This is a genomic window from Paenibacillus sp. JZ16 (assembly GCF_015326965.1).
Classification (GTDB): Bacteria; Bacillota; Bacilli; order Paenibacillales; family Paenibacillaceae; genus Paenibacillus_AQ.
The window spans coordinates 2,828,161-2,840,885 of the sequence record NZ_CP017659.1 but is presented as its reverse complement, the minus strand read 5'-3'; the positions used below and the strand labels follow the sequence as shown (position 1 = coordinate 2,840,885).

The following is a 12,725-nucleotide window of genomic DNA, read 5'->3' as shown; positions in this document are numbered from 1 at the left end:
CCTTTCCTTTATAGGAGGATATCTTGAATTAAGGAGACGCTTATCGAATCCTGTAATATCCTGCAACACGATGTCATAGCTAATACTATCATTCCAGGAAAAACAGAAGGTGACAAAAAAGTGAAGCTACGGCTACATTATGATGTCAATAATAAAACAGATTTTTCATTTGAAAGGAAAAGTCTACACACCTCGTTATCCATGATTCGGTAACCGATTGTTAGCTGTATCGCAATAGGCCATAAGAAAGAGGAGGTCCCTGCCTCCTCCAACATAAGGATGATTCGACATCCATGATTTTCCTTTTATTAATGTAGAATATCGGTCAGATCGCCGCTCCCTGCCGTTTACGAAAAAAGGTTTTGAGTGCCTCGTACACTTCCCCTTTGTCTTTAATGACATGATACATGAATTGGTCCAGCTTGATATTCTTATAAGCCGACATCAGCGTGCTGCTGCGATTGTATTGATTGACCTCACCATAACCGAACATATTGCTGACCTTCAGCAGTTCGCCGATGAGTTTGACGCAGCGTTCATTGTCGGACGTGAGGTTATCGCCGTCGGAGAAGTGGAAGGGATAAATGTTGTATTTGGAAGGGGGATAACGGTGATGAATGATATCAAGCGCCTTCTGATAAGCGGATGAACATATGGTTCCGCCGCTTTCACCCCGTGTGAAGAACTCTTCTTCAGTCACTTCTTTCGCCTCGGTATGGTGGGCGATAAACACGATTTCGACCTTCTCGTACTGCTTGCGAAGGAAGCGGGTCATCCAGAAGAAAAAGCTGCGCGCGCAGTATTTCTCGAAGGAGCCCATGGAGCCGGACGTATCCATCATGGCGATAATGACCGCATTGGATTCCGGGATGACGGTGTCGTCCCAGGTCTTGTAACGCAAGTCGTCCGGACTGATCCCGTGGATGCCGGGTTTGCCGTCTCTTGCATTGCGGCGCAAATTCTCCAAGATGGTGCGTTTCTTGTCGATGTTGGACATGATGCCTTTTTTGCGGATGTCGTTGAAGACGATGGACTCTGTCTCGATCTGCTCTTTATCCTTGGGCTGCAGCAGCGGGAGCTCCAGTTCCTCAAACAGCATATTCTCCAGTTCTTCCAAGCTGACCTCGGTTTCCACGATGTCCTGCCCTGCCTGATCGCCGGCCGATTCTCCCTTACCGGGCTGGGCTGACGAAGGGTCGCGTCCAAGGACGTCCCCAACCTGACTGTCACCGTCGCCCTGGCCGACATGCTTTTGCTTTTGATAGTTATAGATGAAACGGTATTCGTCAAGGCTGCGGATCGGAACTTTAATGATCTGCTTTCCGTCGGACAGAATAATGTTTTCCTCGGTAATAAGGTCGGGCAGGTTGCGTTTGATGACTTCACGGATTTTATGCTGATGACGTACCTGATCCTGATAGCCCTTGCGGTGCAGCGACCAGTCTTCACGGGATACGACAAACGACAGGGCGTCTTCATTTTGCATGGACAGTCACCTCCCAAGTATTGCCTTGACACGGTTGCCGTCTTTTTGGCTGTAGTAATTCATTATATTCGGGAGAAAGAGCGATATGTGAGTATCAATCCGGGTTTGTCATGAAAAAGACACTTAACCCGAGATGAATCAGGCAAGTGTCTTGAAGTGTCAATGCTTAAGCATTTAATACAAATAGGAAAAGAGCTCCGATGGTGATGATGACTACGCCGTTCACGATGGTGGCAATCACGGCGACAGCACGCTTGCGTGTTTTGGATAAGCAGCCTACAACGCCAAGCACCAAGCCGGTGATATTGATGATCATCACGATTATGAACACGGCCGCCAGCGTGGTCATCGCTTCCAGCGTTTCCTGAGTCGGCTCAAGGAGCGGTCCGTTCTCCGTCATGTATGGCTCAATCATCGTGGTGCCGAGCGCGCCGAGCAGAATATACCCGAGCAGCGTCACGATCGACAAGATGAATGAGGCGATGCCGAAGCGGGAGTTTTTTCTATCCTCGGGTGGAATAAAGGTGGTTTTGGGTCGCTTAGGTGAACCTTGGTCCTCGGATGGGGAGGCAGGTGATTGTTGATCCATGTACATAATCGCTCCTAACATAAGAATTCATTCTCTAATGGGTTCGTGTGGTCTTCAATAAAAAGACATCCTTATTAATCTTTCACAAAATGGCCCTGAAATCAAGTCCAAAGCGTCTCACATGCCGGTGGAAAAGCTTCCTTGAATCCGTTAAACTTAATTTGAATACATAAGGACACGGGTGTCCGCTGACAAAAGGGGTTGAAAAGGCATGAGTCGTAGATTCATCGCATGGGGTTCGATCCTGATGGCATTATCTGTCGCTATCGGGGCATTCGGCGCCCATATGCTGGAGGATAAGATTACGCCGGACGAACTTGCCATTTATGAGACCGGAGTCCATTATCATATGATTCACGGACTTGCGGTGCTGATTACGGGGATTGTGGCGAAGGTTCTGGGCGAATCCCGGAAGCTGTTCTGGACAGGGACTTTATTCATTGCGGGAACCGTCATATTTTCCGGAAGTCTTTACGTGTTAAGTTTATCGGGCATGAAGTGGCTCGGTGCGATTACGCCGATCGGCGGTGTATCCTTTATCGTGGGCTGGCTGATGCTGATGTCTTCGGCGCTGTCCCGAAAAAATGCCTGATGTTAAAAAAACGGCTTCACCGATCCCTTCTTATGGGGCGGCGAAGCCGTTTTTTTGATGAATACCGTGGACTTAATACTCAGCTGACGCTGAACTCATCAATTTCATTGAGTTTGAAGGTATACACCTGTTTCTCATCGACATGATAGACGTTGACCAGGAAATTGCTTTCATCATAGTTGAGAATTCGGCAGGGAAGACTTGTCTGCTTACCGTGGCGGTTGGTTGTCAGTCGAACAAGGCGATTGTCCTTACTGTATACTTTTATCCATTCAAAGGGATCACTTCCGGTGAGTGGAGTTTGGACAGGAGGTACGCTTGCAGCGATCTTTTTTTCCGGAGAGGAAGCCGCAGGTGGCGCAGGTTTCTCTATCTGAGAAGCGGCAGAAGCCATCTTCCCGGAGGCTTTGCTAATAACGGAATCTTTCTTGGCTTGAACCAAGGTGTTGATAATTTCTCCAAGTTCCATTCCGGACTTAACCCGAAAATCGACGACTTCAGCCTTGTCGTTCAGCATTTCCAGCAAATATTGCAAAGCCAGTGCGTTGGAGGAACTCTTGACCAGAATATCAACGTTGAATAAAAAGCCGTTATCGTCGGTGACAGGAATTGTGTTCATAGCTTTTATCATTCACCAGCTTTCACTTGTTTTCTACTGAATCAAATATACCATAATTTTCGAATATTAATAGTCCTAATGTCATGTTGTAGTTCATCTTTATTCTATCGACTTACGAGTCATTCGCACCATGTGTGTAGGCTGGAATGCATAATATGAGAGACATTCGCACCATGTCGGTTCCAAAAGAATAAACATAATTCTAAGCCGACGTGAGGGGAGGTTTGTTGATATTGGTGACTTTACTGCCGATCGATATTGAAGGACATACCGTTATGGGCGTCGAGGTAAAGCTTCCGAAAACAACGCTGCTGGCCGTATACACTTCCCGCGGCTATATTATGTGCGGTGCACTCGATGTGGGCCTTCTTAACGAAAAGCTTGCGGACCGCAAGATTATCGCAGGAAGAGCCGTAGGGGTTCGCACATTGGAGCAGCTGCTGGAGGCGCCGCTGGAATCGGTAACCCTGGAGGCAGAGAAGTGGGGCATTCATCCTGGCTTGGCTGGCAAGGATGCGATCCTGCGCATGTTATGAGTCATGTATGCCTTCTCTTCCAAGAGTGATTCCCGTGCGGATCGCTCTTTTTTTGGAGATAACAAGGTTTAGACTTCAGACGCACTAAAATGCAAACCGTAAAAAAACGGACAATTCGGCTGGAGGGCCGGTTGTCCGTTTTATGATGCCATAAACATTTGGCGGATATAGCGATTATTCGAACAAGCTTTTTAAGCTCTCATGATAAGGAGCTTGCACGACGCCTTTTTCCGTAATGATGGCTGTCACATATTCATTTGGCGTAATGTCGAAGGCAGGGTTGTACACTTTTACGCCTTGCGGTGCTGTGCGCTTGCCGAAACCTTCCGTGATCTCTTCGGCAGGACGTTCCTCAATCGGAATATCGGCGCCTGTCTTCGTATTCAGATCAATCGTGGACAGCGGGCAAGCCACGTAGAAAGGAATGCCGTGAGCTTTAGCAAGTACCGCTACTCCGTACGTTCCTATCTTGTTGGCGACATCGCCGTTTGCGGCAACGCGATCCGTACCGACGATAACCGCTTGGATCCAGCCTTTGGACATAACCATGGCGGCCATGTTATCCGCCAGCAGTGTAACGTCAATCCCCGCCTGCTGGAGTTCAAAAGCAGTTAAACGCGCGCCTTGCAGGACAGGTCTTGTTTCATCCGCGAACACCTTGATGTTCAGGCCCTGCTCATGAGCCAGATACATCGGCGCCAGGGCGGTACCGTATTTGGCCGTTGCCAATCCGCCCGCGTTGCAGTGGGTGAGCACGCCCATGCCGTCCTGGAAGAACGGCAGCGCGTTTTCACCGATGCGGCGGCATACATCCTCATCCTCGGCACGAATGGCTTCGGCTTCGGCGAGCAGCGCCGCGTTCAGTCCGGCTGTATCGAGATCCGAAACTGCCAGCTTCTCAGCCGCAAGCTTGATACGGTCCAGCGCCCAGAACAGATTGACGGCTGTCGGTCTGGACGTTGCGAGATAAGCGCAAGTTTTTGCGACTTGTTGCAGCCATCCCTCGTTATCGTCGGCTTCAACCTGCATGCCGCCAAGGACTGCGCCGAATGCTGCCGCGATGCCGATAGCCGGCGCGCCGCGGACTTTCATGGAGTGAATGCCTTCCCAGACTTCCTCCGGTGTGAAGAGCTGAAGATAGACAATCTCTTCCGGGAGCAATCGCTGGTCCAGCAGGACCAGATGGTCTCCTCCCCAATAAACGGAGCTTAGCGGCTCATAGGTGCTGGCATTGCCGGTAGTCATACCGCTCATATCGATACCTCATTTCCTTTAGTTGCTTGCGTAATCAAAGTTAAAATGTCGTCAAAGGACTTGATGCTGCGATGATGCCGCACGAGATTTTTGCCGATGGCCAGCGCTTTGCGCTGCGCAGCTTCTCTGGCTTGATCATCGGCTATGGTGTCGATGTCCGCAACATGGGACAATCCAACGATGCGCCGAATCATTTTGCAGCCCGCGAATCCTGCGGTATCCTTCAAAATCTGTGATACATAGTGGTCCTGATAGCCTGGCGTGCGGGACATCTCGTCCAAGAGATCATCATTCCACAGCGCGCGGAAGTTGTTCTCGAAGTGGGTCCAGACATCGCTTGCCATCTCGAGGAGCCTGGCTTCCCGGGCGGCCAGCGTATGCTCGTCCCGACTCCAGCCAGGCTGTGACGCATAGTTTAGCAGCAGGTTGCCGATGACCGCACCGATATCGAATCCCATCGGGCCGAAATAAGCGAATTCCGGGTCGATCACCTTGGTGGATTCCGGCGTCACGAAGATGCTGCCTGTATGCAGATCCCCGTGCAGCAGAGCTTGTGCGTGAGTCAGAAACTTCTCCCTAAGCAGGGCGACCTCAAAGTGAAGCGGCAGGTCGGCGCGAAGGGCTTCCGCTTCATCGGCTATGCTCTGCGCATAATTGTTATTGGCGGATTCGCGGTATGGATCTTCGAAGATTAAGTCTTCGGTGATTTTGCATAAATCCGGATTGACAAAGCGGCCGGCAAGTTCCTTCTTCTTCTGTTGGTTCATCCCGAGATCCGACGTGTAGAACAACGTTCTGGCCAGGAAGCGGCCAATATGCTCTGCGAACTTCGGATAGTCATTACCCTCAATCAGGCCTTTGCGCATGATGGTATACTCACTCAGGTTTTCCATTACGGTGTAGGCGAGCTCATCCGAATAACCGTATACTTCGGGCACAAGGTCGGGACAAATGGAGTACTCCGTCTCCAGCGCCAGTCGTTCGATGCGGGCCCGGTCGAGAGACAGCGGCCAGGATTCGCCTACAACTTTTGCATAAGGAACAGCTTGCTTGATAATGATACTATCAGCCGTATTTTTGGCGGTGACATGAAACACCAGATTAAGATTGCCGTCGCCGATTTCGCGGCATTCGAGCTGGGCATGGTCCGGGAACCGGCCCGGTATACTTTTAGCTAATTGTATAGCTTCTTCCGCGTTCAGCGGATGATATGCAGACATGGATGGTCACCCCCAAATAGAATAGAAGAAAATCAAAGCCAACTTTTTTGCTTGGTATTACCTAGTATAACGTTTTTTCGCGAATTTTGTATAATTTTTTGGCAAGACGAAAGGTTATTGAACCTGATTCGCTCCGCAGTCCAAAGGGTAAACTACAAATAGACGCCCAAGTGCAGGATGTACTCATATATTAATGAAGGAATAGCATTAGCAGATGGTACCAGTTACAATGGGTATACACCGCTCTGCACAATGTTCCTTTGACGCAGTACAGGGTGCATTTCATATAGAAAAGGAAGGGATTAACCATGGCAAAAACTACATCTGGCAAAGCTGCAGGAAAAACGAAAAACGCAAGTCTGGAGCAATTGTTGAATCAACAGGTTGCGAACTTCAACGTGCTCTATGTCAAACTCCACAACTATCACTGGTATGTATCCGGAGAGCAATTCTACTCCCTTCATGTTAAATTTGAAGAATTGTATGACGAAGTTACACTTAAGATGGATGAGGTGGCGGAGCGCCTGCTCTCGATTAAAGGAAAACCGGCTGCTACGATGAAAGAATATTTGGAACTTGCGACTGTTCAGGAGGCTTCGGGCAACGAGGATACCCGCGGCATGGTACAAGCCTTGATTGAGGACTTTGCAACCGTATCCGAGGAGTTGGCGGAAGGCATCGAAATGGCCGAGGAAGCCGGCGATGCGCCAACCGCGGACATGTTTACCGGATTTAAGGCTGATCTTGAGAAGCACATGTGGATGCTGCGTTCGTTCCTTGGATAAAGCGTAATACAACAGAATGCTGCCTGTTCTTCCCTTGTATTTGCAAGAGCTGAGGGTGCCGGTTATCGTGCCGTTGCCTTATAGTTCAAGATGTTGACCTGAGCACCGTCTGTCAACGCGCGATAAACGCCGGTGCCGGATGCCGTAATAGATTCTTTAGGAGCAACCGCAAATATGGAGGGGAACAGGGTGAACGAAACAGGCTTGGCCGGTCTATCGGTCATGCCTGTTTTTTAATTGTTACGGTTGTCCGAATGTTGTCTGCAAAACGCTTGTCCGGTTGAAATACGTCATATTTTATTATAAAATGGCTTGAGAATCATTGATAATCAGTTTAGAATGATTATAAATAAATAATTATTTTTTTGTTTTATGAAATCAGGGCGTCCAATCCTGTTATCATATAGGACAACAATACACTACCTATTCAACGGAGGGAATCTAATATGTCAACCAAGTTTGTCATTGAAGGATTGAAAGCAGCAATCGAAGGCAAGGAGATCCTTAAAGGTATCAACCTTGAGATGAAAGGCGGAGAAGTTCATGCCATCATGGGACCAAACGGTACAGGCAAAAGTACTTTGGCTTCCGCGTTGATGGGTCATCCTAAATATGAAGTTACCGAAGGTAAGGTATTCCTTAACGGCGAAGACGTGCTGGAGATGGAAGTTGACGAGCGCGCACGCGCAGGTCTGTTCCTGGCCATGCAATATCCGAGCGAAATCGCCGGCGTTACGAATTCCGACTTCCTGCGCAGTTCCATCAATGCGCGCCGCGGTGAAGGCAACGAGATTTCCCTGATCAAGTTCATTCGCCAAATGGAAGGTAAAATGAAAGAACTCGAGATGAATCCTGAGTTCGCTCACCGTTATCTGAACGAAGGTTTCTCCGGCGGTGAGAAGAAACGTAACGAAATCCTGCAAATGATGATGCTGGATCCGAAACTTGTCGTGCTTGACGAAATCGACTCCGGTTTGGATATCGATGCTTTGAGAATTGTAGCGAACGGTGTAAATGCCATGAAATCCGAAGAACGCGGTTTCTTGATTATTACCCACTATCAACGTTTGCTTAACTATATCACTCCAGATTATGTTCACGTGATGATGCAAGGACGCATCGTAAAATCCGGTGGTCCTGAGTTGGCAGAGCGCCTGGAGGCAGAAGGTTATGACTGGATTAAGGAAGAGCTGGGCATTACTGATGAAACTGTAGGTCAAGACGCGTAAATAGACGGGAGGAGGAAACGATATGACTACACAAACCATTCTTCCGGTCAACGCTGAGGCTCTGAAGGCATTGTCCGAAAGTAAACAGGAACCGGCCTGGCTGACAGACAGCCGTCTGGCTTCCCTGGAACTGGCTGGCCAGTTGGAACTGCCCAAGCTGGAGAAACAACGCATTGAGCGCTGGAACATCCAAAGCTATGGTGAATATAAAGAGAGCAATAAACTTGCTTCCCTTGACGAACTACCTGAACAGGTAGCTAAACTTGTTGAAGGTTCAAGAGAAGGCGGTCTGGTTATCCAGCGCAATTCGGGAACCGTATATGTGAGTCTGGCTCCGGAACTGGCTGCCAAAGGCGTCATTTTCACCGATTTGGAAACAGCGGTTAAAGAACACGCGGATTTGGTTAAGCCTTATCTGCACCAAGCGCTTAAGAATGACGAGCATGCGATGGCTGCTCTGCATGCTGCGGTATGGAACGGCGGGGTATTCCTCTATGTTCCTAAAAATGTGGAGGTTGATGTTCCGCTTCAAGCCGTTATGCTGACCGACGATGCCGAAGCGACATTTGCACCGCATGTGCTGGTGGTAGCCGAAGCGAACAGTCAGATCACTTACGTAGACAACTACGTTTCGGATTCACTGGCTGCGCCGGTCACCCATAACGGAGCGGTGGAAGTCTTCGTTAAAAACGGAGCGAAGGTGCGTTATGCTTCCGTTCATCAATTGGCTGGCGAAGCAACCGATGTTACATTCCGTCGTGCGGTGCTGGACAATGACGCTTCGATCGAGTGGATTGTTGGCGAGATGAACGATGGCGATACAGCTAGCGATACCATGAGTATTCTGAAGGGCAACGGTTCGACATCCGATGCGAAAGTCATCGCGGTCGGCTCCGGCTCCCAGAAGATCAACTACACCACGCAAGCGAAGCATTTCGGCAAGAGCTCGGCGTCCCAGATGATCACCCGTGCAGTCATGCGCGAAGAGGCACAAGCCATCATCAACGGCATTACCAAGATTGAGAAGGGTGCAACGAAGGCGGACGGACAACAGACCGAACGCGTGCTGATGCTTAGCCCGAAAGCCCGCGGCGACGCGAACCCGATTCTGTTGATTGACGAGGATGATGTAACAGCCGGTCACGCAGCGTCCGTAGGACAAGTGAATCAGGAGCAAATTTACTACCTGATGTCCCGTGGTATCTCGCGTCCCGTGGCGGAATCCTTGATTATTTACGGCTTCTTGGCTCCGGTTGTCAGCGAAATTCCGCTTGAGGGACTTCGTGACCAACTGCAGGGGCTCGTTGAAAGGAAGCTGGGACAATGATCGCCTCTGTCCGTGAGCAATTTCCCATTCTTCATCAGGAGATCAACGGACATCCGCTGGTATATCTCGACAATGCCGCGACATCACAAAAGCCGCAGGTGGTCATAGATGCTATCAAGCGGTACTACGAGTGGGAGAACTCCAATGTGCACCGCGGGGTTCATACACTCGGCAGCCGTGCTACCGATGCTTATGAAGGAGCCAGGGAGAAGGTTGCCCGTTTCATTAATGCCGAGAGTTCGGAACAGATTATTTTCACCCGTGGTACGACGACGGCCCTGAATCTGGTAGCATCGTCCTACGCGCGCTCCGTTTGCGGTCCCGGGGATGAAATCGTCCTGACGGAAATGGAGCATCACAGTAATCTCATACCGTGGCAGCAGGCGGCTATCGCCGTTGGCGCTACGCTGAAATATATTCCTCTGCAGCCTGACGGCACGATCCGTGTCGAAGATGTCGAGGCACTCGTTACCGAACGGACCAAGGTTGTAGCCATCGCTTACGTATCCAACGTCATGGGCGTTGTGCATCCCGTGAAACAAATTGCGGAAATCGCGCACCGCCACGGCGCTGTCATTGTGGTTGACGGTGCGCAAAGCACACCGCATATGAAGGTGGACGTCCAGGACCTGGATTGCGATTTTTACGCTTTGTCCGGCCATAAGATGTGTGCTCCAACAGGTATCGGCGCATTATACGGCAAGAAGGCGCTGCTGGAATCAATGGAGCCGATCGAATTCGGCGGAGAAATGATCAATGATGTTGGATTGTACGAATCAAACTGGAAGGAGCTCCCTTGGAAGTTCGAGGGGGGCACCCCTATCATCGCAGGGGCTGTCGGTTTGGGCGCTGCCGTCGATTTCCTGGAGGAAATCGGAATGGACGCCATCGAACAGCATGAGACGCAGCTTGCGGCTTATGCCATGAACCGCATCTCCGAGATCGACGGGATTACCATTTACGGTCCTCGTGAACGTAAAGTGGGCCTTGTTACCTTTAATCTCGGCGACGTTCACCCGCATGACGTGGCAACGGTGCTTGATGCACAGGGGGTTGCGATACGTGCAGGACATCATTGCTGTCAACCGCTTATGCGTTGGTTAAAAGTATCCTCTACGGCACGCGCGAGCTTTTATCTGTATAATACAGAAGAGGACGTTGATCGATTAGTTAGCGCCTTAATCCAGACAAAGGAGTATTTCGGCGATGCAACTTGACGATTTGTACAGACGTGTCATCATGGATCATTATAAGAACCCCCGCAATCGCGGCAAGTTTGAAGAAGATGCGGTAACCATCGATTTGAACAATCCGACTTGCGGAGATCGCATTTCCTTGCAGCTTAAGGTAGAGAACGGCGTAGTGGCCGATGCCAAATATACGGGGGAAGGCTGCTCCATCAGCATGTCTTCCGCTTCGATGATGACAGACGCCGTAAAAGGCAGAACGCTGGATGAAGCGATCAGTCTGGCGGACCGCTTCTCCTCCCTTATGAAAGGCGAGGCCGTAGATTTTGAAGAGTACGAGGATATTGAAGCCCTATCCGGTGTCAACAAGTTTCCTGCACGCATTAAATGCGCAACACTTGCGTGGAACGCACTCCGAAAAGGAATAGACGCGAAGTAAGCGAATGAATAGATCGATAGGGAGGTAAGTTAAATGGCTAAAAAAGCACCAGAAATTGAAGAGTATAAATATGGTTTCCGTGACGAGCACAAAGCTATTTTTCAAACCGGCAAAGGTTTGACGCGTGAAGTCGTTATGGAAATTTCCAAAATCAAGAACGAGCCGGAATGGATGCTGGAATTCCGTTTGAAAGCACTGGAGCAGTTCGAGAAAATGCCAATGCCTCGCTGGGGCGGCGATCTCGACGAGCTGGACTTCAACGATATCCAGTACTATGTAAGACCTTCCGACAAGCAAGGCAAGACTTGGGAGGAAGTACCTACCGAGATCAAGGAAACCTTTGATAAATTGGGTATCCCTGAGGCAGAGCAGAAGTTCCTGGCAGGTGTATCCGCACAGTACGAATCCGAAGTTGTTTACCATAACATGCAAAAGGATCTTGAGGATCAAGGCGTTATCTTTATGGATACCGATACGGCTCTTAGAGAGCATCCGGAGATCTTGAAAGAATATTTTGCAACGGTCGTGCCCCCAACGGATAACAAATTCGCTGCGCTGAACAGTGCCGTGTGGTCTGGCGGAAGTTTCATCTATGTTCCAAAAGGCGTGAAATGTGAAATTCCGCTGCAAGCGTATTTCCGTATCAACTCCGAGAACATGGGTCAATTCGAACGTACGCTGATCATTGCGGACGAGGACAGCTTTGTGCACTACGTAGAAGGATGTACGGCTCCGATCTACAGCACGAACTCGCTTCATAGTGCGGTAGTAGAGATCATCTGTAAAAAGAATGCGCGCGTTCGCTATACAACCATTCAGAACTGGGCACCAAACATTTACAACCTCGTGACCAAGCGTGCCGTTGCTGAAGAGAACGCAACAATGGAATGGGTGGACGGCAACATCGGTTCCAAGCTCACAATGAAGTATCCTGCCGTTATCCTGAAGGGTCGCGGTGCAAAAGGGATGGTACTGTCCATCGCTGTAGCAGGCAAAGGCCAGCATCAGGATGCAGGAGCCAAAATGATTCACTTGGCGCCGGACACGACTTCTACGATCGTATCCAAGTCCATTAGTAAGCATGGCGGTAAAGTAACATACCGTGGACTGGCTTCCTTCGGTCGGAATGCAGAAGGCGCGAAAGCCAACATCCAGTGCGATACACTCATCCTCGATAATGAATCGACGTCGGATACGATTCCTTACAACGAGATCAAGAATGACAACATTACGCTGGAGCATGAAGCAACCGTATCCAAGGTGTCTGAGGAACAATTGTTCTACCTCATGAGTCGTGGCCTTAGCGAATCTGAAGCTACGCAAATGATCGTTATGGGCTTCATCGAGCCATTCACCAAGGAGCTCCCGATGGAGTATGCGGTTGAGATGAATCGATTGATCAAGTTTGAGATGGAAGGTTCCATCGGCTAAATATTTCTTATATTCAAGGGGGCAAATCACT

The 12,725-nt window shown here is 49.7% G+C and carries 14 protein-coding genes; 8 read left to right on the top strand and 6 right to left on the bottom strand.

The window, feature by feature from the left end; translation table 11 throughout:
• Window positions 1-325: 325 nt before the first annotated feature.
• Both yhbH and BJP58_RS12795 read right to left on the bottom strand, forming a co-directional pair.
• Entirely contained in the window at window positions 326-1,486 is a 1,161-nt protein-coding gene (yhbH, locus tag BJP58_RS12800; protein WP_113057531.1) for a sporulation protein YhbH, read from the bottom strand.
• Between the two features lie 166 nt (window positions 1,487-1,652).
• Window positions 1,653-2,075, bottom strand: coding sequence for a hypothetical protein (locus BJP58_RS12795; protein WP_233355059.1), 423 nt, complete (start codon window positions 2,073-2,075; stop codon window positions 1,653-1,655).
• A 211-nt stretch (window positions 2,076-2,286) separates the two neighbouring features.
• On the opposite strand from BJP58_RS12795, the gene BJP58_RS12790 reads away from it, so the two are divergent.
• Window positions 2,287-2,667, top strand: coding sequence for a DUF423 domain-containing protein (locus BJP58_RS12790; RefSeq protein WP_194544225.1), 381 nt, complete (start codon window positions 2,287-2,289; stop codon window positions 2,665-2,667).
• A gap of 79 nt (window positions 2,668-2,746) precedes the next feature.
• Here BJP58_RS12790 and BJP58_RS12785 read toward each other — a convergent pair whose 3' ends face one another.
• On the bottom strand, window positions 2,747-3,286 hold the full coding sequence (locus BJP58_RS12785; protein WP_233355058.1) for a hypothetical protein: 540 nt from the start codon (window positions 3,284-3,286) through the stop codon (window positions 2,747-2,749).
• Window positions 3,287-3,519: 233 nt separating this feature from the next.
• On the opposite strand from BJP58_RS12785, the gene BJP58_RS12780 reads away from it, so the two are divergent.
• A complete protein-coding gene (locus BJP58_RS12780; protein ID WP_113057527.1) occupies window positions 3,520-3,822 on the top strand; it encodes a YunC family protein in 303 nt (100 codons plus the stop codon).
• A gap of 174 nt (window positions 3,823-3,996) precedes the next feature.
• Here the strand turns inward: BJP58_RS12780 and mtnA are convergent, their stop codons facing one another.
• Both mtnA and mtnK read right to left on the bottom strand, forming a co-directional pair.
• Window positions 3,997-5,076, bottom strand: a complete 1,080-nt coding sequence (gene mtnA, locus BJP58_RS12775) for an S-methyl-5-thioribose-1-phosphate isomerase (protein ID WP_194544223.1) — start codon at window positions 5,074-5,076, stop codon at window positions 3,997-3,999.
• Window positions 5,073-6,296, bottom strand: a complete 1,224-nt coding sequence (mtnK, locus tag BJP58_RS12770) for an S-methyl-5-thioribose kinase (RefSeq protein ID WP_194544222.1) — start codon at window positions 6,294-6,296, stop codon at window positions 5,073-5,075. Before mtnK ends, mtnA begins: the two co-directional genes overlap by 4 nt.
• 308 nt (window positions 6,297-6,604) lie before the next feature.
• Between mtnK and BJP58_RS12765 the strand changes: the two genes are divergently transcribed.
• Window positions 6,605-7,081: a Dps family protein gene (locus BJP58_RS12765; RefSeq protein WP_071218026.1), complete on the top strand. Its 477-nt coding sequence runs from the start codon at window positions 6,605-6,607 to the stop codon at window positions 7,079-7,081.
• Between the two features lie 62 nt (window positions 7,082-7,143).
• Here BJP58_RS12765 and BJP58_RS12760 read toward each other — a convergent pair whose 3' ends face one another.
• A complete protein-coding gene (locus BJP58_RS12760; protein WP_194544221.1) occupies window positions 7,144-7,305 on the bottom strand; it encodes a hypothetical protein in 162 nt (53 codons plus the stop codon).
• Window positions 7,306-7,527: 222 nt separating this feature from the next.
• On the opposite strand from BJP58_RS12760, the gene sufC reads away from it, so the two are divergent.
• Genes sufC through sufB form a run of 5 tightly spaced genes read left to right on the top strand, consistent with a single transcriptional unit; the run spans window position 7,528 to window position 12,694 of the window.
• A complete protein-coding gene (gene sufC, locus BJP58_RS12755; protein WP_071218027.1) occupies window positions 7,528-8,310 on the top strand; it encodes a Fe-S cluster assembly ATPase SufC in 783 nt (260 codons plus the stop codon).
• A 22-nt stretch (window positions 8,311-8,332) separates the two neighbouring features.
• Window positions 8,333-9,637 (top strand): Fe-S cluster assembly protein SufD, encoded by a 1,305-nt coding sequence (sufD, locus tag BJP58_RS12750; RefSeq protein WP_194544220.1) that lies wholly within the window; start codon window positions 8,333-8,335, stop codon window positions 9,635-9,637.
• Window positions 9,634-10,854, top strand: coding sequence for a cysteine desulfurase (locus tag BJP58_RS12745; protein WP_194544219.1), 1,221 nt, complete (start codon window positions 9,634-9,636; stop codon window positions 10,852-10,854). Before sufD ends, BJP58_RS12745 begins: the two co-directional genes overlap by 4 nt.
• A complete protein-coding gene (sufU, locus tag BJP58_RS12740) occupies window positions 10,844-11,263 on the top strand; it encodes a Fe-S cluster assembly sulfur transfer protein SufU (protein ID WP_071218030.1) in 420 nt (139 codons plus the stop codon). Before BJP58_RS12745 ends, sufU begins: the two co-directional genes overlap by 11 nt.
• Before the next feature lie 33 nt (window positions 11,264-11,296).
• Window positions 11,297-12,694: a Fe-S cluster assembly protein SufB gene (sufB, locus tag BJP58_RS12735; protein ID WP_071218031.1), complete on the top strand. Its 1,398-nt coding sequence runs from the start codon at window positions 11,297-11,299 to the stop codon at window positions 12,692-12,694.
• The last annotated feature ends 31 nt before the right edge of the window (window positions 12,695-12,725 follow it).